Here is a 22,753-nt window from a genome sequence, read left to right as displayed (position 1 = left end):
AGAATCTCCCAAATCATTAAATCATCACCATTACGCCAGTTATTGCAGTGATTAAACCAACTATCCAAAATACAATATCAATTTTCCATTCACTCCAACCACTCATTTCAAATGAGTGATGAATTGGTGTCATTTTGAAAATTCTTTTTCCTGTCAGTTTAAAAGAACCAACCTGTAACATCACGCTTAAAGTTTCAATAACAAAAATTAATCCAATCCACAACAATGAAAATTCATGATGCAATAGAATTGAAACTGCAGCCAATGATCCTCCAAGTGCAAGAGATCCCATGTCACCCATGAAAATTTTTGCAGGTTTATGATTAAACAATAAAAATGCTAACAGTGCTCCTACAACTGACATACAAAAAATCTGAATCTCATATTGATGTTGATAAAAAGCGACTACCGCATATGCTGCAAATGCAATAATACTTAAACCACTGACCAATCCATCTAGCCCATCCGTTAAGTTAACTGCATTGGAAAAACCAGTCAGCCAAAAAACAATAAAAATAACATAAAAAATACCGAGATGAACATCGCCAAAGTTAAAGAAGCGAATAGCCATTGGAAAACCATTTGCTTCATAAACCCAAGCAAAAACCAATGCTCCAAAAACCTGCAAAGCAAATTTTTGCCAAGCTTTAAACCCTTCATTTTGACGTTTGAAAAGTTTAATACTATCGTCCCACATGCCAATCAAACCATAGAATAATAAAACAAATAATAAGATTAAAAGTGTTGATTTTAATTGATTAATCAGTATTCCATATATTAAGCAGGTCACAATAATTGCGACGATAAAAGTTAATCCCCCCATTGTTGGGGTTCCACTCTTACTTTCATGCCAACTTGGACCTTCATCGCGAATCATTTGCCCCTCTTTTTTTGCTCTAAAATACTTAATTAATTCCGGGGTGAATAACAACGTAATCACAAATCCACCAATTAACGGAAACATCCAGTTCATTTTTTTCAATCCTTTCAATCTAAAATTTATTTGTTTAATTCAATATTTAAAGTACTATGTTCATCAAATTCTTGTGCTGGCTTGATACTTTGATCAGTCACTTTACCACTGCCACTAAAATTAACTTTCACATTTAATAAAGAACTAAGATCCTGCACATCTTCTTTACTCCAACCATTCATATCTGGCATAGTCATTTTTCCGTCAGTTACCAAGATTACTCGACTAGCCAAATCTTTAGGAGCATCCTCTCCAGGAGTTTGTTTTATTACAGTTTGTCCATTTCCAACCGTTACATTTTGAATCTTTTTTTGATTTAACTCATCCTGTGAATCTTTCAAATTTTTACCAACTACATTCGGTATTTTAACCTGGTTTGCTTTACTAGTTGTTTTAGATAATGCTTTTTTCATTACTACATTAAAAATTTGAGCCAAAACCTTAGTTGGTGAGTCAGATCCTAAATGTGGCTGCTTCATCGTTACATACATAATATATCTTGGATTCTTGGCAGGAACCATTCCCGCTACAGAATAGAGATAACTATCAGCCCCATTTTCATATTGCCCGTTATCCCCGGTAACTTGAGCTGTACCAGTTTTAGCAGCTACACGATAACCTTTAATTTTAAAGTCTTGCCCAATCCCGTAGCTTTTATAAACAACATCTTCCATATGTTTTCTTACCGTATCGGCAGTAGAAGCCTTAATTGGTTGTCCGACGACTTTTTTAGGATAATTTTTAACAACTTTTTTATTTTTTGAATCAGTTACATTAGAAATAAATCTAGGCTGAATCATTTGTCCATGATTAGCAATTGCCGAAAATCCTTGTAACATTTGTAATCCGGTCACTTGAATTCCTTGACCAAAAGCTGTGTCAGCCTGTTCAATTGGACGCTGGAATTGCATGCTTCCCGGAGTTTGTCTGTCGATTATTGAAGTATTGTTCTTTAATAATTGAAACCGATTGATATAATCATGCCACGTTTTAGGTCCCATATTTTGTTCCAAATGAGCCATCGCAACATTACTAGAAAGAGCAAATCCCTTATTAAAAGTAATATCCCCCCAACCATTACGATCCCAATCAGGAACTGTTTGATTTCCAATTTTATAAATACCTGAATGATATTTATCTGAACCATTGTAATGACCACTGTCAATGGAGGCAGCCATCGTAAATATTTTCATTGTTGACCCAGGTTCATAAGTATCTTGAGTTAAAGTATCCCGCCATACTCCACCTAAACCTTCTCCGGTCTCAGGATTAAAGGTAGGACGTTGGGCAGCGGCAACCACTTTCCCAGTCTTAACATCCATCATCATTGCATTTAAAACTTTGGGATGAACCTTAGCATCAACTTTATTCATTTGATTCTCAAGTAATAATTCCAATCCTGGATCAATTGTGGTGTGTACATTATTACCGTCAACTGCCTTTTTAACTCGTTTTTCTTCAGAAGGTAATTGATAACCAAAATTATCGTGCTGCGTATTTTTAAATCCATTTTTCCCAGTTAAAAACTTGTTAAAAGATTTTTCAATACCCATTTCTCCGACTAAACTAGTCTGCTTGGTTTTTTGATTCATTTCTGAAACTGCTAAACCTACAACATGTGAAGCAAAAACTCCATTGGGATATAAACGAGCTTGTTGTGGAATAAATTTAATCCCAGTTAAATGTTGAGCCTGTATTTTTTGTTTGGTAGAAAGAGAAATATTGTTTCCAGCATTCCCAAATTCAACTTGGAAAGTTTTTCGCTTTGGAGTCAAGATTTTTTCTGCTTTTTCTTTGGAAATTGAAAGATTATCAGAAAGTACTTGTGCTGTTTTTTGTGTATTTTGTACGTATTCCGGCTTTCCTTTTTCATTTTTTTGACTTTTATCAAGAACTGCATATATGGAATATGTATTGGTATCTTCAGCTAATGGGTGTCCTTTGGAATCAAAAATAGATCCTCGATGAGCTTTTAAAATACTATTATGGCTATATAATTTTTGAGTCCGTGCTACTAAATTAACATTATTAGCCTTTTTAAAAATTGCTTTAAACGAAAAAGAGCTGATAATCGCAAGAAATACCAAACTAACAAGGATTAATAAAATTCTACCAAAATTTCTTCTAGTCCTTGTAGCTTCCCTTTGATCATCCAGCTGATTTTTTTTATTTTTCATCGTGTAACGTCCCTTACGTTAGTATCTGAAAGAGAAAGTTTATCTTTCTTAACTATCCGATTAATGGCATTATTTTCAATTCCATCGAGTTCTTGATTCAAACTCTGATTTTGATTTCTAACTTTACTACTTTGAGTTGATAAAGTTTGGAGAGAACGTTCAGAAGCGTTTAAAGAATTCTTAATAGTTATAATTGAAATCATCGTTGCCACTACTAAAACAACACCAACTATCATTAACATCTTCTCAAAACCGGATAAATGTAATGATTTTTGTGCTTCAATTTGTTCATTCTGCCTAATCGAATGTTGATAATTTTTTCTAGAATATGTATTTGTTGAAGATTGTTTTCTTGCTAATCCGTCTTGTGCCAAAACTTCCACCTCTTATTTGATTTTTTCGATAATTCTTAATTTTGCACTATGTGATCGACGATTTTTAAGTTGTTCTTCCGAACTTGGTAAAATTGGCTTCTTTTGAATCATTTTAAAGTGAGGCTGCATTTCAGCGGGAATTATAGGAATATTAGGCGGTAAATTTTCAATGGTTGTTTTTTCTTTAAACATTCGCTTTACTAATCGATCTTCCAAAGATTGAAAAGTAATCACACTAATACGCCCGTTAACATTTAATAATTCCAGCGCTTGCTCTAACGACTCTTCCAATGCCCCTAGTTCATCATTGACCGCAATTCGAATGGCTTGAAAAACCTTTTTTGCAGGATTACCGCCATGACGACGGGCTGCTGCCGGGATAGCTTCTTTAATTATGTCAGCCAACTGTGTAGTTGTATCAATTGATTGTTTACCACGAACTTTCTCAATCCTTCTAGCAATTGGCTTTGCAAATTTTTCTTCGCCGTAGCGAAAAAAAATCCTAATTAACTGTTCGTAGGACCAATGATTTACAACTTCCCAAGCATCTAATGATTGTCTTTGATCCATCCGCATATCAAGACGAGCATCTTTTTGATAACTAAAGCCACGATCAGCAACATCAAATTGTGGTGACGAAACTCCCAAATCATAAACAATTCCGTCAACTCCATGAACCCCATAATCATTTAAATTAGTTTTCAAATTACGAAAATTATCATGAATAAAAGTTAGTTCATTATTAGCAAGATATTTTCGTAAATGTTGCTGATTGTAATCAATAGCAGTTTTATCCTGATCAAAAGCATATAGATGACCATCGTTTAATTCGGAAAGAACCAAGGCACTATGCCCTCCACCGCCTAGGGTACAATCAACATAAGTACCATTGGGTTTTACATTCAAACCAGCTACTGCTTCTTTTAATAAAACAGTTTCATGCTTAAATTCACTCATCTATACCTTTCCCTTTCAATCAAAAGTCTAATAAATTTTCTGCAATATCATTAAAATCATCTTGAGCTTGATCATTATAATCATCCCATTTTTTTGCATCCCAAATTTCAAATCGCGTTGAAACACCAGTTAATACACAATTTTTAGTTAATTTTGCATACTTAAGTAAAGGCTCAGGGAGATTGATTCTTCCTTGCTTATCAATTTCACACTCAGTAGCAGCAGAAAAAAATAATCGGGCAAATGTTCGAGCATCACGTTTATTGAAAGGAAGTTTATCTACTTCATCTTGAACCTTTTGCCATTCAGATTCGTTGTATCCAAACAAACAACCATCAAGACCTCTCGTCACGATAAACTTATTACCTAGTTGTTCTCTGAACTTCACAGGAATGATAAGCCTGCCTTTTGAGTCAATATTATGACGGTATTCACCCATGAACATAGCTAATCATCCCTTTCCCTAAACATACTTTAGTCTACCACAATCTCCCACTTCCAACCACTTAAACACCAAAATTACCCACAAAAAAATAAAGCCATTCGAGAATGTAATCTCAAATAGCTTTATGATAGCTTTATAAAAATTTCATAAACAAAGCAAACTAAATAAATAAACAACCAATATAAATCGGCCAAACGCCAAAATGCAATCATAAATCGTTTAATTATAACCTCACCATTACGCATTAATAAATAAATAATCCAAATGATTCCAATCAGCATCCAGCCACAAATAAAAATTGGCAAAAAAGTTGTCCCGTGGCTATTCATGGTAATTTGATGAATAGCCACAACTGCAAAAATAGGAAAAAAATCGATTACTTTTATTTTTTTAAAAAATTTAAATTTAGTAATTCTATTAAACAAACTAAATAAAAACATTACAATTATTAAAGTAATAAAAGGGACTAATTGAACTCTAAATAACGCCTCAATTGTTTGTGGATATGAAACTAACTGCATATTTTAATTTCTTCCTTCCTTATGTGATGTGATTTGCATTGTTTTAGTCACACGGTTAAAATTATTATTATTATATTGAAAGTGGTGTTTAAATTGACAAAATGGAAAGATAAATCAACTTTTCAAAAAATCTTATACGTTTTTGTATGGATTATGATTATTGTAACAATCGGCGGAGTTATTTTAGGTTCTGCCGCAGCTTTAATGGAATAATAAAAATAACGACTTGAAGAAAATTTCTTCAAGTCGTTATTTTATGAATCAGCTGAAGAATCTTCTTGCTTATAAACAGTCCTAGGTGTGCTCCCACGTTGGGGACCAACATACCCCCTTTGTTCCATATCGTCAATAATTCTAGCAGCTCGATTATACCCAATTCGAAACCGTCGTTGCAACATTGATGTACTTGCCTTATGTTCCTTAACTACAAAATCCAATGCTTCATCAAATAACTCATCTTTCTCTTCTTCTTTTTCATCTTGAGTTATTTCTTCATCACTAATTATCATATTTTCATCATAATCTGGATCGCCTTCTTGTTTAACAAAATCAACAACGCTCTCGACATCCTGATCAGAAATAAATGATCCTTGAATTCGAAGTGGTTTATTACGATCAATCGGTTCATACAACATGTCACCACGACCGAGCAATTTTTCAGCTCCATTAGCATCCAAAATAGTTCTTGAATCCGTTCCACTTGAAACTGCAAATGCAATTCTAGATGGCACATTAGCTTTAATCAATCCTGTAATAACATCAACGGAAGGTCGCTGAGTAGCTAAAATCATATGAACTCCAGCTGCTCTTCCCATTTGTGCCAAACGAATGATAGCACTCTCAACTTCATTTGAAACTGTCATCATTAAATCAGCCAGTTCATCAACAACTACTACAATATATGGCAAGGTTGGTAGATCCGTTCCCTCTTCTGCATTTTTATGTTTAATAAATTCATTATAGGTACTGATTTTTCGTTGACCGGCTTTTGCAAATAGCTCATATCTTTTTTCCATTTCAGCAACTACTTTTCCTAAAGCTCGAGTTGCTTTTTTGGGTTCTGAGACAACTGGAGACAAAAGATGTGGAATTCCATTATAAACTCCTAATTCAACTTTTTTAGGATCAATCAACATCATTTTCACTTGATCTGGAGTCGCCTTTAACAAAATACTAGTCAAAATTCCGTTAATTGCAACTGATTTACCACTTCCGGTTGATCCAGCAATTAGTAAATGGGGCATTTTCGTTAAATCACAAGAAATTACATTTCCATTTACATCTTTTCCAAGTGGAACACTAAGCACATCATCACGCGTTTTTTGGGATTGAGTCTCAAAAACATCCCGAAAAGATACCATCGAAACCTCTTTATTAGGTACTTCAATCCCAATTAATGATTTCCCAGGAATAGGAGCTTCAATTCGAATATCCTTTGCAGCTAATGCCAACGCTAAATCATCACTTAAATTTACAATTTTACTAACTTTAACTCCTATGGCTGGATGTAATTCATATTCAGTTACCGAAGGACCAAGACTTACATTTTTTACCTCGGCGTCTACTCCAAAACTTTTTAAAGTCTTTTGTAAAATTTGAGTGTTTTTATCAATCGCATGATATTCAGTTGTTTGATCAGTCGGTGGAATTTTAGCTAATAAATTAGTAGATGGTAACTGATAATCACCATTAGAAGTTTTAACTGGTGAAGTATTAAAAATTTGCTGATCAGTTGTTTGATTATTACTAGCCATTCTAATATTGGGTTTTTCATTAACTTTAACATCTTTGGATTGGACGACAGATTTAGAAGGATGCTCTGTTTCATCTGGTTGAATTGTTTCTGGATGCTTGGTCACTTCAGATTCAATAACAGTTGGCTTTTTAATCGATTTTCGTTGTAAAATACGACGATGGTGGGCTGCTTTAATGGTTCCAAACCATTTGTGTATCCAGTTAAACCCATTTCTAATAATTTTCATTACGGGAACATTAAAGAAAATTAATAAACCACTAAACATTAACAAAACTGCTAATATGTTAGTTCCAATTAAAGAAATTAATTTTGCAAAAATGGTTAGCAAACCAGCTCCAATCATTCCACCACCAACATTGGCAGTAGTTGATCCTTTTACAAAATCATTCATCAAAGTTTGCCAAGTAGTCCCCCAATATTGAAAATGCTGATCTAAAGCATTAAACATCGAAAGCGAAGCAAAAATCAAATATCCAGTAAAACTAACCCCAGTCCCAACTAAAAAACGATCTTTAATTTTGGGAAGTGGATGTTCTATTAATAAAAAGATGCCCCAAATTCCAAATAAAGCTAATAAAACTTGATATGAATTTCCAACTAAGATTCGAAATAAATTAGCAAAAAACGTGCCAATAATCCCTAAACTAAAAAAACTTAACAAAGAAATTATTATTACTAATAACCCCAAAATGTTACTTTTTCTTTCCAAACAGAATTGTAAAAATCGTTTACTAAATGTATTTCTTACATTTTTCTTACGTTTAGTTGGTCGCTTTTTGGTACTTTTTTTTCTAGTTGTCCTTCTTGTGGTCAAAAAAACACCTCACTCTTATTTTTTAAAATCTTTTAATTTATCATGTTGATAGTTATGAACCTTAGCTAGCCCATTAAATTGTTGTTGTCGTAATGCTTCATATATTACGATGGCACAAGTATTTGATAAATTTAAAGCACGAATATGTGAATCATCTTGCGGTATTCTAATTACCTGTTCAGCATATTTTTGCTCAAATTTTTCTGGTAATCCAGTGGTTTCTTTCCCAAAAATAAAATAATATTCTTGGTTAGGATCACTGTAATCATGATCCGTATAGGTATACTTTCCGAACTTAGAAACTAAAAACATTTGTTGTTGATTTGGAACCGTTTTTAAAAAAGCAGGCAAATTGTCATGATAATTTATTTGGACTTTATCCCAATAGTCTAATCCTGCTCGTTTCAAGTGTTTATCGTCAACAGAGAATCCAAGTGGTTTAATTAAATCTAAGACCGTATCCGTACCAGCACAAGTTCTAGCAATATTGCCAGTATTAGCAGGCATTAATGGTTCAAACAAAACAATATGATTAGTCATGAAATCGCTCCAAAGCTTTCAATTTTAGTTTCCAACACTTTATTATACCACGCCATTAAATTTTTCATTTCTTGAATTAATGTTTTTTACATAAAATCAAGGTATAATTAAAAAACAAGGAGATGAACTAAATGACGTTTATTGAACCATTAATTGATTGTTTTAGTGCAATTCCTGCAGCAACTGAAATATCCAAAATGCGAATTGCAATTGCAAATAATGAAATGACACCAAGTCGTGGACTAATTGCTGAAGCAACCAAGTATGTACATGAAAATCAAAAAAGTCTAGATGTCTGGGTCAATGCCAATCAAGAAACCAGCATTTTTAATGATTCTGAAATCAAAATTATGGAAGATGATTTATTTCAATGTCAAGAATTAGGTGTAGATGGAGTTTTAATTGGAGCCACTACTAGGAACAATCAGATTGATCAAGAAGCAATGCAAATCTTAATCGGTGCTTCCGATGGAATGGAAATGTTCTTTTCACCATCTTTTGATGTAATTAATGAAATAGATTGGGATAAAAGTATTAAATGGTTAATCGATAACCATTTTGCTGGAATTATAACTTATAAAAATTTTGAAAAACTCCAAAATAAATTAGCTAAAGAACCCACTTTACGAGTAATTCCGATTACATTTAATCAAGATGAATTAGTTGAGATAGAAGATAAATATCAACCACTAAATATTATCAATAAAAAATAACCTGACAAAATGTCAGATTATTTTTTTTGCAATTCATTAAAATAAGTAGGAATAGGAGTAGTAACTTTAATTGTTTTTTCATCCAATGGATCATAAAACTCTAACTCGTAACAATGCAATGCTTGATGATCTAATAGTTTGTTAGTTGGATTGTACAACCAATCCCCTATTAAAGGATGTCCAATAGCTGCAAAATGAACTCTAATCTGATGAGTTCTCCCAGTATGAAGTCGAACTTTAACAATTGAATAGTCATTATTAACTTGCTGAGTCCAAAACTCAGTTCGGGAATATTTTCCCAAAGTAGTAACACATCGCTCAATAAAAGAATCAGGCTTACGTCCCAAGGGTAAAATAATATTTGCATGGTTAATATTTAATTTACCTTGAACCGCAGCGAGATAATATTTTTTAACTTCATGTTGTTTTAATTCTTTATCCATCACAGAATGTGCCAAACTATTTTTAGCAAATATTACCGGTCCGCTTGTTCCTCGATCTAATCGATTTACAACATGAATGGTTTTATTAGAAAAATCATTACGCAGAAAATATCCTAAAACTCGATTTGCCAATGTGTCATTTGGATATATTCGAGAAGGCACAGTGGCTACTTTGACATCCTTATTAATGATTAGATAATTATCATTTTCAAACAAAATATCAAAAGGCAAATTAGAAACATTCAGAAACTCGTTTTGAGTCTCTGGCGGTAGTTTTATTCTGATTACATCACCGAAGTTTAACATGTAGTTAGTATATTGTTCTACATTATTAACTAATGTACATCCACCATGATATTTAATCCGCTTTAATAAAGAGCGGGTTACACCTTTATTTAGTAAAAAAGTTCTTAATTTAAGTGGAGTGTGATTATTATTTTCCCAAGTAAATTCAGTCATCGATTGATTCGCCGATAAATGAATTACTAACTCGTTTCCAGAAATTAGTATGACGATATTTAGCAAAATAAATTCGCCGTTTGGAAATTTGATATGTAATCGACTTGATTGGTCGATCCATTACTAACAATTGATCACAAGTTAAAACATTGTGTAAAGAAACCTTGGGAACAATCGTGATGGTTTCCGTTGGCGGAATAATAATAGGTGATCCAATCGTTCGAAATACGCGATTATTAATCGACGCCATTTCCGCAACTTGAACAGCATTAAACTCAGGTGAAATAATTGCTCCTCCTACTGATTTATTATAAGCAGTAGATCCGGTGGGAGTGGAAATACATAAACCGTCCCCTCTAAAACTTTCAAATAACTGATCTTTAATATAAACTTTAGCAACCATCGTTCCAAATAACTTTTTTACGGTTGATTCATTTAAAGCCACCATATAGTCAGGACGACCGCCATCTGAATATCTAATTTCAATACTCAACAGTGGATAACTCACACTTTGCCCATTATCGTGTTCTAAACTAGCAACCAACTGTTTAACTTCGTTATCTCGCCAATCAGTATAAAATCCCAAGTGTCCGGTATGAATCCCTACATACCTAACTTTTTCCATTAAATCATCATAATGATGGAAAGCTGATAGCAACGTTCCATCTCCACCAACCGAAATAACTACTTCTGGGTTTAACTCATCGAGTTCCAGCACATCGGATTTATTAATCAGTTCTGATAATTCCGATGCGACTTGACTCGACATTTTATTATCATTACCATAAATAGCAATTCGCATTACTTTTCTTCCCCTTTAGATTGATCTTTTTCAGCATCCTTAACTAACTCGTTTCTAATTTGCGACATCTCTTCATCCAGTTTAAATGCCGTTTCAGAAGCAGCCTGCAATCGTTGATGAACTTCTGCAGGAAACGCATTAGGATGTTTATAATTCAGTGAATGTTCCAATGTAGCCCAAAAATTCATTGCCAAAGTTCTAATTTGAATTTCTACCAAAATATTACGTTGCCCATCTACCAACTGTAAAGGATAACGAAAAATAATATGATAAGAACGATACCCGCTTTCCTTTTCATTATTCACATAATCTCGCTCAGAAATAATGTCAATGTCATTTCGTCTGCGCAAAATATTAACAACTTCATAAATATCATCCAAAAAAGGGCACATAATGCGTAGCCCACAAATATCTTCCATATCCTCTGTCAGACGTTCCGGTGCAATATTTCTACGTTTTATTTTTTCTTTAATACTGTCAATTGATTTAATACGACTGGTTACGAATTCGATTGGAGAATGTTCGTCTAATTGTTGAAATTCTTCTCGAATTCCACGAAGTTTCACTTTCCACTCTTTTGCGGCTTGATTATAGGGAAACAAAAATAATTCCCAATTTTCAATCATAAAACCACTCCATTCTGATTTATAAGTTTGATTTTATCATATCATATTTATTTGTAGATTATTTTACAGGTTTTAAAACAAAATTATTGAAATTTAATGAAAATTTAGGTATTGTAAATAATGCATTATTATTTAATTTACTGAAAGGAGCTAGTTATGATTGAAATGTATTTATTCGTTGAACCATCGTGTTCAGAATGTTTGCATGCTGAAAAAACAGTTACTAAGATAGCTAAAAATATTTCAAGTAATATTAGTTTGAAATTTATACCATTCATGAACTTAGGTGTTTTAAATCCAACAGATCAATCAAAATCGAACTCCTATGAGATTATTCTTGATTACAAAGCTGCTTTATTTCAAGGATGTAAAAAGGGACGTCAGTTTTTAACGTCATTACAACAAAAAGTATTTATAGACGGAGCTTCATATAATAAAAATCTGGTGTATAACATTGCAAAACAAATTAATTTAGACTTGGAAATGTTTAAAGAAGATCGTGATTCACAATTAGTTATTAATACGTTTAAAGCTGATCAAAAATTAATGGCTGAAATGAATATAGCAGATCATGGTAATCTAGTCGTTTTTGATTGTACATCCGCTAATAATGGCTTATTGATTAAAAAAGTCGATTATTCACAACTACATAATATTTGTCAAAAAATAATTAACAAAGATTCTTTGAAAAATTTAAAAGCAACTCATAATTTACGTGTATTATAAAAAGCCTAAGCGATTAATAAATAATCGTTTAAGCTTATTTTTTTACAATAAATTTTCTAATTGGTCAAGCCGCTTGGCAAATTTTGCAAATGCATTGTCCAAATAATCACCATTCAACATGTCAACTCCAGCTGACTTCATGATTTCAATGGGTGTTTTTGAACTGCCAGATTTTAAATAATCAAGATAATTTTGTAAATCTTTCCCATTTCCATTAGTAAGCTTAGTTGCTAAATTTGAAGCAGCCGCAAATCCCGTAGCATATTGATAAACATAAAAATCATAGTAAAAATGTGGAATTCTGGACCATTCTAATTTAATTTCAGGATCAGAAATGATTTGATCACCATAATATTTTTGATTTAATTTTAAATATTTTTCATTCATAAAATCGGCAGTTAATGAACTCCCATCTTTTGCCGCTTGATGAATTTCATTTTCAAATTCGGCAAACTGTGTTTGTCTAAAAATAGTCCCTTTAAACCCTTCAAGATATGAACTCAAAATATATTTTTTTGTTTCTGGATTCGTTGTATTTTTCAATAAATAATCGGTTAATATATTTTCATTAGTAGTTGACGCAATCTCCGCTACAAAAATTGAATAATCTCCATATTGATATGGCTGATAATGATTAGAATAATAACTGTGCATACTATGCCCAGTTTCGTGAATCAAAGTATAAATGTTATCCAAGTTATTTTGCCAATTTAACAATACATATGGATTAGTATCATACATCCCGGAAGAATATGCACCAGTTCGCTTTCCCCGGTTTTCTATCACATCAATCCATCGATTATCAAATTCTTCACGAACGTGCTTAAGATAATCATCCCCCATTACTTCTAAAGCATTTAAAACAATTTGTTTACCTCTACTAAAGGTAAAATTAGTTTTTGGAACTTTAGCTAGTGGAACATACATATCATACATATGCATTTCCGATAAATCCAAAATTTTCTTTCGCAAAGCAACGTAACGATGTAATAATGGCAAATGCTGATTAACACTTTTTATTAAAGTTTCATAAACGGTAGTTGGAATTTCATTTTCATGCATTGCCATTTCACGAGCAGACGCAAAATGATGAACTTCTGCTTGATAGTTATTAACTGAAACTTCAGTCGATAAAGTTGATGCAAGCGTATGTTGAAATTGATCAAAGACTGTATAAAATTTTTGAAAAGCATTTTTACGAACTCTTCTATCAGAAGATTGTAGTAATAAACTATAAATTCCATTAGAAAGTTTAACCATTTTGCCAGCTTCATTTGGAACTGTTGGAAAAGAAAAATCAGAACTATCCAAAATCCCAAAAATTTTTTCTGGAGAATCAAAAATAGTGGCTGCACCCGATAATAACTTTTCTTCATTTGGTTTCAACACATGTTCTTCATCTTTTAAAATAACCGCAAAAAATCGATGATATTGTTCTAACTGTGGTTCTTCTTTGATGAATTGTTTAATCTTTTTACTGCCCAATTCAATTATTTCAAAATCAAACCAAGCTTGAGCTTTATTAACTTTAGTTCCTAAAGTTTCAACTTTATCCATATCAGCTTGTGTACTTCCATTAGAAGTATCAACATCATTACTTAATTGTGCATACACATATAATTTTTCAAACATTCGATTTAATCTAAGAACTGTTTGAACAACATATAATAAAGATTTACCGTTCAATTTTAGTTTCCCGTTTAAATCATCAACTTGGGGAACCATTTCACTAACCTGTTTAAACAAATTTTCAAATTCGGTATGATTCCTAAAGATCGTAGTAAGATCCCAGGTTAATTCCTGAGGAACATCTTTACGATTGGGAATATTTTCAATGCTCATTTTTTGACTTCCTTTGTAATCATTTTGATTGCTTTAATTTTAGCATAAGTATCTTGATACCATATAAAGTTATTAATTTTTAGCACTACCCCAGCTTTAATTTGAATAAACCGTTTTTCACATAACATATCTATAAAATCAATAAATATCTTATGACGAAAACACTTAATATTTTTAATAAAGGGAAAATTATATTCAAAATTATCCTTTAAAAATATTGTTTTATATAATTTTTCAATTGTAATATTGGTCACTTCATTTAATTTCAAGACAATTTCAATACGCCAATTTAGCCAATTATTACCACAAATTGGTGGAATAATCCGCGGATAATGACAAACTAAAGGGCATCCGCTGACAGAAACACCTTTTGAATAACAATGATTTTGTAATTTTATAAAGTTATGATTAGAACTTCTTAAATTCATTTCAATTAAATTTGTAATTCTTAACAAATCGGTTGCGTTTCTTCTTAAAGTTGTAGAGTTTTGCAAAAAATTAAGTAATGATCGCCAATTTGAAAATAACTTTTCTGAATAATAAATTTGATTATCAATTTGGTGAATTTGATATCGAAGTAAATATTTTTTTTGAGTAACTTTTAAAAATACCAAATAAAAACCAACTGTTTTTTTATAACGCATAAATCGTAATACAGAAATACTATTAGCACGTTTTTTTGAATAACCCGATCCTAAAATCCAAAATGAAACAATCCCTAAGTGATGATATCCTTCAATTCGCTCTTGCAATCGTTGGTTCGTAATAGGACTACATTGAAATTCGATTGCCAAGTTTTTAATTAAAATATCAGGTCGCTGTTTAATTGTTTTTAAATACTTTTCAATTTGAACATCTTTTTCAAACCTAATTAAATCATTAAATAAATATAATTTCCCCTGCAAATGTTGTTCTGTTTCTGGTTCATTATTTACACACTCGGAATAATTCTGATGAGCAAAATGTGCCATATTTTGTAATCCATGTTTAAAAATTAACTTTTCTCCACAATCAGGGCAAAAATATTTGTTTTTATTAGATGCTTTAGAAGCCATTACAAGTTTATGATTATGATATGCCATGAGCATTATGATCCCCTAGCATAATACGAAAAAAGATCAACAAAAGTTGATCTTTTAATCAAAATAACTAAGCAAAGTAGGAATTGCAACATCCTTAATTATTAATTTAGCTTCTTGTGAAACTTTACTGGATCTTATCTTACTTAACTTTCCATATTCATAAATTAATGCTAATTGATCATCAATTAACGACAATGAACTAGAAATATTAGTATTACCTGCCAAAATTATATATTTCATAATTAAGTAATATTCGTTTCCTTTTTTATACATATCAGAAACAAGATGAATACCTATTAAATTCTGAAAATTATTTATTTGTTCGACAGCAAAAAGTAAATTTTCAAAATTATCAAAATGGACTGGAACAGTTCTAATCATTTTATTTCTATCAAATTCATCAACTGGTTTATTTTTTTCTTTCAGAGTTTCGAATCGTTTCCGAGTTTTATCAGAAGTAAAATTAACATTTGCTTCAGTTAATTTAGAAACCATATCACTATCTTTACTAATAATCATTTCAAATCCACTTTCAATTGGCATTACTTGAAACGAGACTAAATCATTATTTTGAAATTCATGGTTAACATCCACCTCTTCCAATATTTTATAAAAAAAGTGTTCAATTTTGTTTTGATCATCAACTAAATCTAAAAGATTAACATTTCGTTCCTTTAAATCATTTTTCGTAACCCAAACCTTAATAGTATTTTTATTAGTTTTTTCAAATTTCAATTGAGATACCTCTTTACTATTTATAACTTAATCTTCATCCCAACCTTTGGAAGAACGACATCAACTTTACCATCTACAGCTTCTTTAGTTTCTGAAAACAATTGGTGAAAGTCATTTACTTGCGGCAAATGACTAATCAAAAGTTTCTTTACTTTTGCCTTTTTTGCCAATGCACCTACTTGCGCAGTAGTCATATGCCAAATTTTACCAGTTTTATTAGCAAAAAAATTTGTGTCCGCAATCATTAAATCTGCATTTTGTGAAAAAGGAATAAGTTCTTCAAAGAATCGTGAATCTGAAGTATAAACTAATACTTTTCCGTTGTCTCGATTTTTGATTCTAATTGCAAATGCAGAAACAGGATGCACGGTTTTTAAAAAACTAATATCAAATGGCCCAATATGATTAACCATATCTGGGTTAAAAGCGACCTTTTGAGTAGCATTGGCCCATGTTAGTGCATCAAACTGTATCTTATCTAACTTATGCCCGTAAATTGGCAAAATATCAGTCTGATAACGCTTTTCATGGAGTTGCCAGTAATATTGTAAAACTCCAACATCAGCTATATGATCAGCATGATAATGAGATAAAATAACGGCATTTAATTTTAACGGGTTTAACTCATTTTCTAAAGACATTAATACCCCACTTCCACAATCAATCAGTAAGTTAAAATCTTTAGTTTTCAATAAATAGCCGCTTGTGCCAATATTATTATAAGGATAACCTCCATAAAAACCTAAGATTGTTAATTCCATGTTTACACCCCATTTATTATAAATAAACCTTTTCCCTTTTAACTTAACGTACTTTATTCTAAACTTAAAGTAAATAATAAGATTGGAGTATTAACTATGATAACAAAAATTTCTGTTACATTTGGTTCCAAAGCAGTACTTGATAAAATTATCAAAAAATATCCAGAACGGCATTTAGCCTTATTTTCTGCAAGTAACAACGCTAGTGGATTAGAGCTAGTGGATTACTCAGGTAAAGATTCAATTTTTAGTAACCCAATAGTTTTTAATGTAGTATCCCATACAGGTAAAGATAATTGGAATCACTATATTGATTATGTAGAAGTAGTACCAGACGCTCAACAACGTAAAATTCTTGATGCTAAAGTAAGTAATTTTATGACTGATGTTAATCATCCAAATGGAATGTATAGTGCATATTATATGACATCAGCAGAAAATCCAGACAAAAAGGTCTTATTAACTTTATGGAAAGAACAATACGACTGTATGCAATGGAAAAAGAATGAAAAAGATAATTTTATTACTTATGATAAATTCAAAGATGATTTTACAGTAAATTATCACAGCGCCGGTTATGAAAGAATAACACCAGATAATTAATTTCTAACATTAACTCAATAATATTTAAAAAACATAATTTTGGTTATTTATAAAATCAAAATTATGTTTTTTATTATTTTATATTAAAATAAAAAAACACTAAATTATTAATTTAGTGAATTAAATTCAATATTTCTATTATATTTTTACGGTCTGTACGAGACTCGAACTCGTGATCTCCTCCGTGACAGGGAGGCGTCTTAACCAACTGGACCAACAGACCAAAATTGCGGGGGCTGGATTTGAACCAACGACCTCCGGGTTATGAGCCCGACGAGCTGCCAGACTGCTCTACCCCGCGATAATTATAATATCATAGATGACCCGTACGGGATTCGAACCCATGTTACTGCCGTGAAAGGGCAGTGTCTTAAACCACTTGACCAACGGGTCATGAAAAAACGGAGAAGGAGAGATTCGAACTCTCGCGCCGCTTACGCGACCTACACCCTTAGCAGGGGCGCCTCTTCAGCCAACTTGAGTACTTCTCCAAAATGGGCCTAAGTGGACTCGAACCACCGACCTCACGCTTATCAGGCGTGCGCTCTAAACCAGCTGAGCTATAGGCCCATATAAAAGCGGGTGACGAGAATCGAACTCGCGACAATAGCTTGGAAGGCTATGGTTTTACCACTAAACTACACCCGCATAACATATTAAAAATAAAACAAGTGGCGCGGGACAGAATCGAACTGCCGACACACGGAGCTTCAATCCGTTGCTCTACCAACTGAGCTACCGAGCCATTTTAAAGCGGTCCGTACGAGACTCGAACTCGTGATCTCCTCCGTGACAGGGAGGCGTCTTAACCGACTGGACCAACGGACCAAAATTGCGGGGGCTGGATTTGAACCAACGACCTCCGGGTTATGGGCCCGACGAGCTGCCAGACTGCTCTACCCCGCGATAATAAAGGAGGATGAGAGATTCGAACTCTCGCGCGATTTGACTCGCCTGACGGTTTTCAAGACCGTTCCCTTCAGCCAGACTTGGGTAATCCTCCAATAGACAAATAATATTGTAACATATATATAAATAAAAAACAATGGCCGCTAAATAAAAAATTTAGCCTATGGATCTTGTAGGACTCGAACCTACGACCGGACGGTTATGAGCCGTCTGCTCTAAACCAACTGAGCTAAAGATCCAAGACCTAATCGCGGCAGAGGGGATCGAACCCCCGACCTCCCGGGTATGAACCGGACGCTCTAGCCAGCTGAGCTACACCGCGATTTATAGATAATAATATCTAATCGGGAAGACAGGATTCGAACCTGCGACCCCCTGGTCCCAAACCAGGTGCTCTACCAAGCTGAGCTACTTCCCGATGAAAATGCACCTAGTAGGAGTCGAACCTACAACCTTCTGATTCGTAGTCAGACACTCTATCCAATTGCGCTATAGGTGCATAAATGCCGAGGACCGGGATCGAACCGGTACGGTCATTACTGACCGCAGGATTTTAAGTCCTGTGCGTCTGCCAATTCCGCCACCCCGGCATAGAATTGACGCAAAGCGGAAGACGGGATTCGAACCCGCGACCTCCACCATGGCAAGGTGGCGTTCTACCACTGAACTACTTCCGCATAATGCCGACTAGAGGAGTCGAACCTCCGACCTCCTGTTTACAAGACAGGCGCTCTAGCCAACTGAGCTAAGTCGGCATTTGAATATTTATAAAACTAATGAGCCGTGGCAGGTTCGAACTGCCGACCCTCTGATTAAAAGTCAGATGCTCTACCGGCTGAGCTAACGGCTCAATGGAAGATACAGGGATCGAACCTGTGACCTCCTGCTTGTAAGGCAGATGCTCTCCCAGCTGAGCTAATCTTCCATCAATTGCGTGGCAACGTCCTATCCTCGCAGGGAGCGATCCCCCAACTACTTTTGGCGTGCTGAAGCTTAACTTCTGTGTTCGGCATGGGAACAGGTGTATCCTTCAGGCTATCGCCACCACACTTTACTTATGCTTCCATAAGCCTGAGCGAACTTCGTTCTCTCAAAACTAGATAATATCTTCTCTGTTCAACTTTGATTTAACCCTGTGTCTTCCTTGGTTAAGTCCTCGACTGATTAGTATTAGTCCGCTTCACATATCACTATGCTTCCACTTCTAACCTATCGACCTGATCATCTTTCAGGAGTCTTACTTCCATATAGGAATGGGAAATCTCATCTTGAGGCGAGTTTCACACTTAGATGCTTTCAGCGTTTATCTCATCCATACATAGCTACTCAGCAATGCGCCTGGCGGCGCAACTGATACACCAGCGGTATGTCCATCCCGGTCCTCTCGTACTAGGGACAGCTCCTCTCAAATTTCCTGCGCCCGCGACGGATAGGGACCGAACTGTCTCACGACGTTCTGAACCCAGCTCGCGTACCGCTTTAATGGGCGAACAGCCCAACCCTTGGGACCAACTACAGCCCCAGGATGCGATGAGCCGACATCGAGGTGCCAAACCTCCCCGTCGATGTGAACTCTTGGGGGAGATAAGCCTGTTATCCCCAGGGTAGCTTTTATCCGTTGAGCGATGGCCCTTCCATATGGTACCACCGGATCACTAAGTCCGACTTTCGTCCCTGCTCGACCTGTTTGTCTCACAGTCAAGCTTGCTTTTGCCTTTACACTTTACAAATGATTTCCAACCATTCTAAGCAAACCTTTGAGCGCCTCCGTTACTATTTAGGAGGCGACCGCCCCAGTCAAACTGCCAACCAGACACTGTCTCCGAGCACGTTAAGTGCTCAGGGTTAGAGTGTTCACATAGCAAGGGTAGTATCCCACTGACGCCTCCACCGAAACTAGCGTTCCGGCTTCTATGGCTCCTACCTATCCTGTACAAGCTATGTAAACACCCAATATCAAGCTACAGTAAAGCTCCATGGGGTCTTTCCGTCCTGTCGCGGGTAACCTGCTTCTTCACAGGTATCTTAATTTCACCGAGTCTCTCGTTGAGACAGTACTCAAATCGTTACGCCTTTCGTGCGGGTCGGAACTTACCCGACAAGGAATTTCGCTACCTTAGGACCGTTATAGTTACGGCCGCCGTTTACTGGGGCTTCATTTCGAGGCTTTGCCGAAGCTAACCTTTCCACTTAACCTTCCAGCACCGGGCAGGCGTCAGCCCATATACTTCATCTTACGATTTTGCATAAACCTGTGTTTTTGATAAACAGTCGTTTGAGTCTTTTCACTGCGGCTGGCCGTGAGGCCAGCACCCCTTCTTCCGAAGTTACGGGGTCATTTTGCCGAGTTCCTTAACGAGAGTTCTCTCGCTCACCTGAGGATACTCTCCTCGACTACCTGTGTCGGTTTGCGGTACGGGTAATTAATTACTAACTAGAAGCTTTTCTCGGCAGCGTGACATGGGTTACTTCTCTACTTAAATTTCGATCCTCATCATCGCTTGTCAACCCGGCTACAAGCATTTAACTCATAACCTGACTTACGATTTGAACATACATATCCATCAGTATGCATAACTTAGCCTTCTGCGTCCCTCCATTGTTCAAACATAATTAACTAGTACAGGAATCTCAACCTGTTATCCATCGCCTACGCTTCTCAGCCTCGGCTTAGGTCCCGACTAACCCTGGGAGGACGAGCCTTCCCCAGGAAACCTTAGTCATTCGGTGGACCAGATTCTCACTGATCTTTCGCTACTCATACCGGCATTCTCACTTCTAAGCGCTCCAGCAGTCCTTGCGGTCTGCCTTCATTGCCCTTAGAACGCTCTCCTATCACGCAACGTAGTTGCGTCCGCAGTCTCGGTAATATGCTTAGCCCCGGTAAATTTTCGGCGCAGAATCACTCGACTAGTGAGCTATTACGCACTCTTTAAATGATGGCTGCTTCTGAGCCAACATCCTAGTTGTCTATGCAACTTCACTACCTTTTCCACTTAGCATATATTTAGGGACCTTAACTGGCGGTCTGGGCTGTTCCCCTTTCGACGATGGATCTTATCACTCATCGTCTGACTCCCGGACATAAATCAGTGGTATTCGGAGTTTATCTGAACTCAGTAATCCTAGATGGACCCCTTGCTCAAACAGTGGCTCTACCTCCACGATTCTAATTCCGAGGCTAGCCCTAAAGCTATTTCGGAGAGAACCAGCTATCTCCAAGTTCGTTTGGAATTTCACCGCTATCCACACCTCATCCCAGCACTTTTCAACGTACACGGGTTCGGACCTCCGGTGCGTATTACCGCACTTTCATCCTGGACATGGATAGATCACCTGGTTTCGGGTCTACGGCAACATACTAAAACGCCCTCTTAAGACTTGCTTTCGCTACGGCTCCGCTTTTTCGGCTTAACCTTGCATGCAACTGTAACTCGCCGGTTCATTCTACAAAAGGCACGCTATCACCCGTTAACGGGCTCTAACTGCTTGTAGGCACATGGTTGCAGGAACTATTTCACTCCCCTTCCGGGGTGCTTTTCACCTTTCCCTCACGGTACTGGTTCACTATCGGTCACTAGGGAGTATTTAGCCTTGGGAGATGGTCCTCCCGGATTCCGACGCCGTTACACGTGTGGCGCCGTACTCAGGATCCTGAACTGAGGGTATTCGATTTCATTTACGAGACTATCACTCTCTTTGGTGCAGCTTCCCAGCTGCTTCAATTATCAAATACTTTTGTAACTCAAATGTTCAGTCCTACAACCCCGGACCATAAAGGTCCGGTTTGGGCTATTCCCAGTTCGCTCGCCGCTACTTTGGGAATCGAAATTTCTTTATATTCCTGTGGGTACTTAGATGTTTCAGTTCCCCACGTCTGCCTCTGCGCAGCTATGTATTCACTACGCAGTGACCAGTCATGACACTGGTCGAGTTTCCTCATTCGGAAATCTCCGGATCAAAGCTTACGTACAGCTCCCCGAAGCATATCGGTGTTAGTTCCGTCCTTCATCGGCTCCTAGTACCAAGGCATTCACCATGCGCCCTTTTTAACTTAACCTATAATCCTTCGGATTATAAATTATTGAGTTTAGCGATTAAACTATTAATTTAAAAAACTCAAATAACACAATGGTTATTTCTCGGTTGAAATTATATTAAAAATATAATTTTTACAGAAAATAATATTATCTAGTTTTCAAAGAACAAAGTAGACACTTACGTGTCAATGGAGAATAGCGGGATCGAACCGCTGACCTCCTGCTTGCAAAGCAGGTGCTCTCCCAGCTGAGCTAATTCCCCATAATATTCAACTAACCGATAAGATCGGTGATGGGCCTAAGTGGACTCGAACCACCGACCTCACGCTTATCAGGCGTGCGCTCTAAACCAGCTGAGCTATAGGCCCAAAAAGCGAATACTATGAATATATGTATATAAGAGTAGATACTCTCAAAACTGAGCAAGATTTTGATCGGTGTAAGTTCCGAATTTT

The 22,753-nt window shown here is 35.5% G+C and carries 19 protein-coding genes, 21 tRNA genes and 2 rRNA genes; 4 read left to right on the top strand and 38 right to left on the bottom strand.

Annotation, left to right across the window (positions count from 1 at the left end; genetic code table 11):
* Positions 1–16: 16 nt before the first annotated feature.
* From mraY to AC0GLR_RS02345, 6 genes are all read right to left on the bottom strand, one after another.
* Positions 17–973: a phospho-N-acetylmuramoyl-pentapeptide-transferase gene (gene mraY, locus AC0GLR_RS02370; protein WP_495605174.1), complete on the bottom strand. Its 957-nt coding sequence runs from the start codon at positions 971–973 to the stop codon at positions 17–19.
* A 26-nt stretch (positions 974–999) separates the two neighbouring features.
* Positions 1,000–3,150: a penicillin-binding transpeptidase domain-containing protein gene (locus tag AC0GLR_RS02365; protein WP_495605173.1), complete on the bottom strand. Its 2,151-nt coding sequence runs from the start codon at positions 3,148–3,150 to the stop codon at positions 1,000–1,002.
* Positions 3,147–3,524 carry a hypothetical protein gene (locus AC0GLR_RS02360; protein WP_495605172.1) on the bottom strand — a complete coding sequence of 126 codons (378 nt, stop codon included), beginning with the start codon at positions 3,522–3,524 and terminating at the stop codon, positions 3,147–3,149. Before AC0GLR_RS02360 ends, AC0GLR_RS02365 begins: the two co-directional genes overlap by 4 nt.
* A 12-nt stretch (positions 3,525–3,536) precedes the next feature.
* Positions 3,537–4,481 carry a 16S rRNA (cytosine(1402)-N(4))-methyltransferase RsmH gene (rsmH, locus tag AC0GLR_RS02355; RefSeq protein WP_495605171.1) on the bottom strand — a complete coding sequence of 315 codons (945 nt, stop codon included), beginning with the start codon at positions 4,479–4,481 and terminating at the stop codon, positions 3,537–3,539.
* A gap of 19 nt (positions 4,482–4,500) precedes the next feature.
* Positions 4,501–4,926 carry a division/cell wall cluster transcriptional repressor MraZ gene (mraZ, locus tag AC0GLR_RS02350; protein ID WP_495605170.1) on the bottom strand — a complete coding sequence of 142 codons (426 nt, stop codon included), beginning with the start codon at positions 4,924–4,926 and terminating at the stop codon, positions 4,501–4,503.
* Positions 4,927–5,048: 122 nt separating this feature from the next.
* A complete protein-coding gene (locus tag AC0GLR_RS02345; RefSeq protein WP_495605169.1) occupies positions 5,049–5,447 on the bottom strand; it encodes a DUF3397 family protein in 399 nt (132 codons plus the stop codon).
* 93 nt (positions 5,448–5,540) lie between these two features.
* Here AC0GLR_RS02345 and AC0GLR_RS02340 point away from each other — a divergent pair, with 93 nt between their 5' ends.
* The gene (locus AC0GLR_RS02340; protein WP_495605168.1) at positions 5,541–5,660 is read left to right on the top strand and encodes a DUF4044 domain-containing protein; all 120 of its coding nucleotides are present in this window, start codon (positions 5,541–5,543) and stop codon (positions 5,658–5,660) included.
* Between the two features lie 41 nt (positions 5,661–5,701).
* Here the strand turns inward: AC0GLR_RS02340 and AC0GLR_RS02335 are convergent, their stop codons facing one another.
* On the bottom strand, positions 5,702–8,017 hold the full coding sequence (locus tag AC0GLR_RS02335; protein ID WP_495605167.1) for an FtsK/SpoIIIE family DNA translocase: 2,316 nt from the start codon (positions 8,015–8,017) through the stop codon (positions 5,702–5,704).
* 15 nt (positions 8,018–8,032) lie between these two features.
* Positions 8,033–8,557: a tRNA (cytidine(34)-2'-O)-methyltransferase gene (locus tag AC0GLR_RS02330; protein WP_495605166.1), complete on the bottom strand. Its 525-nt coding sequence runs from the start codon at positions 8,555–8,557 to the stop codon at positions 8,033–8,035.
* Between the two features lie 131 nt (positions 8,558–8,688).
* Here AC0GLR_RS02330 and AC0GLR_RS02325 point away from each other — a divergent pair, with 131 nt between their 5' ends.
* Positions 8,689–9,270 carry a copper homeostasis protein CutC gene (locus AC0GLR_RS02325; protein WP_495605165.1) on the top strand — a complete coding sequence of 194 codons (582 nt, stop codon included), beginning with the start codon at positions 8,689–8,691 and terminating at the stop codon, positions 9,268–9,270.
* A gap of 17 nt (positions 9,271–9,287) precedes the next feature.
* Here the strand turns inward: AC0GLR_RS02325 and AC0GLR_RS02320 are convergent, their stop codons facing one another.
* The 3 genes from AC0GLR_RS02320 to AC0GLR_RS02310 are packed head-to-tail and all read right to left on the bottom strand — an operon-like array spanning position 9,288 to position 11,600.
* Positions 9,288–10,172, bottom strand: a complete 885-nt coding sequence (locus AC0GLR_RS02320; RefSeq protein ID WP_495605164.1) for an RluA family pseudouridine synthase — start codon at positions 10,170–10,172, stop codon at positions 9,288–9,290.
* Positions 10,165–10,974: an NAD kinase gene (locus AC0GLR_RS02315; RefSeq protein ID WP_495605163.1), complete on the bottom strand. Its 810-nt coding sequence runs from the start codon at positions 10,972–10,974 to the stop codon at positions 10,165–10,167. Before AC0GLR_RS02315 ends, AC0GLR_RS02320 begins: the two co-directional genes overlap by 8 nt.
* Entirely contained in the window at positions 10,974–11,600 is a 627-nt protein-coding gene (locus AC0GLR_RS02310) for a GTP pyrophosphokinase (RefSeq protein WP_495605162.1), read from the bottom strand. Before AC0GLR_RS02310 ends, AC0GLR_RS02315 begins: the two co-directional genes overlap by 1 nt.
* 156 nt (positions 11,601–11,756) lie before the next feature.
* Here AC0GLR_RS02310 and AC0GLR_RS02305 point away from each other — a divergent pair, with 156 nt between their 5' ends.
* The gene (locus tag AC0GLR_RS02305) at positions 11,757–12,326 is read left to right on the top strand and encodes a DsbA family protein (RefSeq protein WP_495605161.1); all 570 of its coding nucleotides are present in this window, start codon (positions 11,757–11,759) and stop codon (positions 12,324–12,326) included.
* A gap of 42 nt (positions 12,327–12,368) precedes the next feature.
* Here the strand turns inward: AC0GLR_RS02305 and pepF are convergent, their stop codons facing one another.
* Genes pepF through AC0GLR_RS02285 form a run of 4 tightly spaced genes read right to left on the bottom strand, consistent with a single transcriptional unit; the run spans position 12,369 to position 16,746 of the window.
* Positions 12,369–14,168: an oligoendopeptidase F gene (pepF, locus tag AC0GLR_RS02300; protein ID WP_495605160.1), complete on the bottom strand. Its 1,800-nt coding sequence runs from the start codon at positions 14,166–14,168 to the stop codon at positions 12,369–12,371.
* The gene (locus AC0GLR_RS02295; RefSeq protein WP_495605159.1) at positions 14,165–15,250 is read right to left on the bottom strand and encodes a competence protein CoiA; all 1,086 of its coding nucleotides are present in this window, start codon (positions 15,248–15,250) and stop codon (positions 14,165–14,167) included. Before AC0GLR_RS02295 ends, pepF begins: the two co-directional genes overlap by 4 nt.
* Positions 15,251–15,304: 54 nt before the next feature.
* Positions 15,305–15,985 (bottom strand): adaptor protein MecA, encoded by a 681-nt coding sequence (locus AC0GLR_RS02290; RefSeq protein WP_495605158.1) that lies wholly within the window; start codon positions 15,983–15,985, stop codon positions 15,305–15,307.
* Between the two features lie 20 nt (positions 15,986–16,005).
* Positions 16,006–16,746 carry an MBL fold metallo-hydrolase gene (locus AC0GLR_RS02285; RefSeq protein ID WP_495605157.1) on the bottom strand — a complete coding sequence of 247 codons (741 nt, stop codon included), beginning with the start codon at positions 16,744–16,746 and terminating at the stop codon, positions 16,006–16,008.
* 96 nt (positions 16,747–16,842) lie between these two features.
* Between AC0GLR_RS02285 and AC0GLR_RS02280 the strand changes: the two genes are divergently transcribed.
* On the top strand, positions 16,843–17,349 hold the full coding sequence (locus AC0GLR_RS02280; RefSeq protein ID WP_495605156.1) for a hypothetical protein: 507 nt from the start codon (positions 16,843–16,845) through the stop codon (positions 17,347–17,349).
* A 149-nt stretch (positions 17,350–17,498) separates the two neighbouring features.
* On the opposite strand, the gene AC0GLR_RS02275 is transcribed toward AC0GLR_RS02280, so the two are convergent.
* From AC0GLR_RS02275 to AC0GLR_RS02165, 23 genes are all read right to left on the bottom strand, one after another.
* Positions 17,499–17,572: transfer RNA gene (locus AC0GLR_RS02275), tRNA-Asp, on the bottom strand.
* 4 nt (positions 17,573–17,576) lie between these two features.
* A tRNA-Met gene (locus tag AC0GLR_RS02270) sits at positions 17,577–17,650 on the bottom strand.
* A 19-nt stretch (positions 17,651–17,669) separates the two neighbouring features.
* Positions 17,670–17,742, bottom strand: a tRNA-Glu gene (locus AC0GLR_RS02265).
* 9 nt (positions 17,743–17,751) lie between these two features.
* A tRNA-Ser gene (locus tag AC0GLR_RS02260) sits at positions 17,752–17,840 on the bottom strand.
* Positions 17,841–17,844: 4 nt separating this feature from the next.
* Positions 17,845–17,919 (bottom strand) — tRNA-Ile (locus AC0GLR_RS02255).
* A gap of 7 nt (positions 17,920–17,926) precedes the next feature.
* A tRNA-Gly gene (locus AC0GLR_RS02250) sits at positions 17,927–17,997 on the bottom strand.
* A gap of 24 nt (positions 17,998–18,021) precedes the next feature.
* A tRNA-Phe gene (locus AC0GLR_RS02245) sits at positions 18,022–18,094 on the bottom strand.
* Positions 18,095–18,103: 9 nt separating this feature from the next.
* Positions 18,104–18,177: transfer RNA gene (locus AC0GLR_RS02240), tRNA-Asp, on the bottom strand.
* Positions 18,178–18,181: 4 nt separating this feature from the next.
* Positions 18,182–18,255: transfer RNA gene (locus AC0GLR_RS02235), tRNA-Met, on the bottom strand.
* 7 nt (positions 18,256–18,262) lie between these two features.
* Positions 18,263–18,352, bottom strand: a tRNA-Ser gene (locus AC0GLR_RS02230).
* A gap of 70 nt (positions 18,353–18,422) precedes the next feature.
* Positions 18,423–18,497, bottom strand: a tRNA-Ile gene (locus tag AC0GLR_RS02225).
* Positions 18,498–18,506: 9 nt separating this feature from the next.
* Positions 18,507–18,580: transfer RNA gene (locus AC0GLR_RS02220), tRNA-Met, on the bottom strand.
* 22 nt (positions 18,581–18,602) lie between these two features.
* A tRNA-Pro gene (locus AC0GLR_RS02215) sits at positions 18,603–18,676 on the bottom strand.
* Positions 18,677–18,683: 7 nt separating this feature from the next.
* Positions 18,684–18,757 (bottom strand) — tRNA-Arg (locus AC0GLR_RS02210).
* Between the two features lie 5 nt (positions 18,758–18,762).
* Positions 18,763–18,848: transfer RNA gene (locus tag AC0GLR_RS02205), tRNA-Leu, on the bottom strand.
* A 15-nt stretch (positions 18,849–18,863) separates the two neighbouring features.
* Positions 18,864–18,935: transfer RNA gene (locus tag AC0GLR_RS02200), tRNA-Gly, on the bottom strand.
* A 4-nt stretch (positions 18,936–18,939) separates the two neighbouring features.
* Positions 18,940–19,013: transfer RNA gene (locus tag AC0GLR_RS02195), tRNA-Thr, on the bottom strand.
* Between the two features lie 22 nt (positions 19,014–19,035).
* Positions 19,036–19,108: transfer RNA gene (locus tag AC0GLR_RS02190), tRNA-Lys, on the bottom strand.
* A gap of 2 nt (positions 19,109–19,110) precedes the next feature.
* Positions 19,111–19,183 (bottom strand) — tRNA-Val (locus tag AC0GLR_RS02185).
* A gap of 7 nt (positions 19,184–19,190) precedes the next feature.
* Positions 19,191–19,307 (bottom strand): 5S ribosomal RNA (rrf, locus tag AC0GLR_RS02180).
* Positions 19,308–19,402: 95 nt separating this feature from the next.
* Positions 19,403–22,318, bottom strand: a 23S ribosomal RNA gene (locus tag AC0GLR_RS02175).
* Positions 22,319–22,487: 169 nt separating this feature from the next.
* Positions 22,488–22,560: transfer RNA gene (locus AC0GLR_RS02170), tRNA-Ala, on the bottom strand.
* Positions 22,561–22,591: 31 nt separating this feature from the next.
* A tRNA-Ile gene (locus tag AC0GLR_RS02165) sits at positions 22,592–22,666 on the bottom strand.
* Positions 22,667–22,753 lie beyond the last annotated feature (87 nt).

It is taken from the genome of Fructilactobacillus sp. YLN 2412 (genome assembly GCF_059488745.1).
This window is presented reverse-complemented; position numbering and strand designations above follow the sequence as displayed.

Coding starts and splice junctions, on each gene's coding strand:
- mraY (WP_495605174.1), bottom strand. CDS start 973: ATGAACTGGATGTTTCCGTTAATTGGTGGATTTGTGATTACGTTGTTA.
- AC0GLR_RS02365 (WP_495605173.1), bottom strand. CDS start 3,150: ATGAAAAATAAAAAAAATCAGCTGGATGATCAAAGGGAAGCTACAAGG.
- rsmH (WP_495605171.1), bottom strand. CDS start 4,481: ATGAGTGAATTTAAGCATGAAACTGTTTTATTAAAAGAAGCAGTAGCT.
- mraZ (WP_495605170.1), bottom strand. CDS start 4,926: ATGTTCATGGGTGAATACCGTCATAATATTGACTCAAAAGGCAGGCTT.
- AC0GLR_RS02345 (WP_495605169.1), bottom strand. CDS start 5,447: ATGCAGTTAGTTTCATATCCACAAACAATTGAGGCGTTATTTAGAGTT.
- AC0GLR_RS02330 (WP_495605166.1), bottom strand. CDS start 8,557: ATGACTAATCATATTGTTTTGTTTGAACCATTAATGCCTGCTAATACT.
- AC0GLR_RS02325 (WP_495605165.1), top strand. CDS start 8,689: ATGACGTTTATTGAACCATTAATTGATTGTTTTAGTGCAATTCCTGCA.
- AC0GLR_RS02320 (WP_495605164.1), bottom strand. CDS start 10,172: ATGACTGAATTTACTTGGGAAAATAATAATCACACTCCACTTAAATTA.
- AC0GLR_RS02315 (WP_495605163.1), bottom strand. CDS start 10,974: ATGCGAATTGCTATTTATGGTAATGATAATAAAATGTCGAGTCAAGTC.
- AC0GLR_RS02310 (WP_495605162.1), bottom strand. CDS start 11,600: ATGATTGAAAATTGGGAATTATTTTTGTTTCCCTATAATCAAGCCGCA.
- AC0GLR_RS02305 (WP_495605161.1), top strand. CDS start 11,757: ATGATTGAAATGTATTTATTCGTTGAACCATCGTGTTCAGAATGTTTG.
- pepF (WP_495605160.1), bottom strand. CDS start 14,168: ATGAGCATTGAAAATATTCCCAATCGTAAAGATGTTCCTCAGGAATTA.
- AC0GLR_RS02295 (WP_495605159.1), bottom strand. CDS start 15,250: ATGGCATATCATAATCATAAACTTGTAATGGCTTCTAAAGCATCTAAT.
- AC0GLR_RS02285 (WP_495605157.1), bottom strand. CDS start 16,746: ATGGAATTAACAATCTTAGGTTTTTATGGAGGTTATCCTTATAATAAT.
- AC0GLR_RS02280 (WP_495605156.1), top strand. CDS start 16,843: ATGATAACAAAAATTTCTGTTACATTTGGTTCCAAAGCAGTACTTGAT.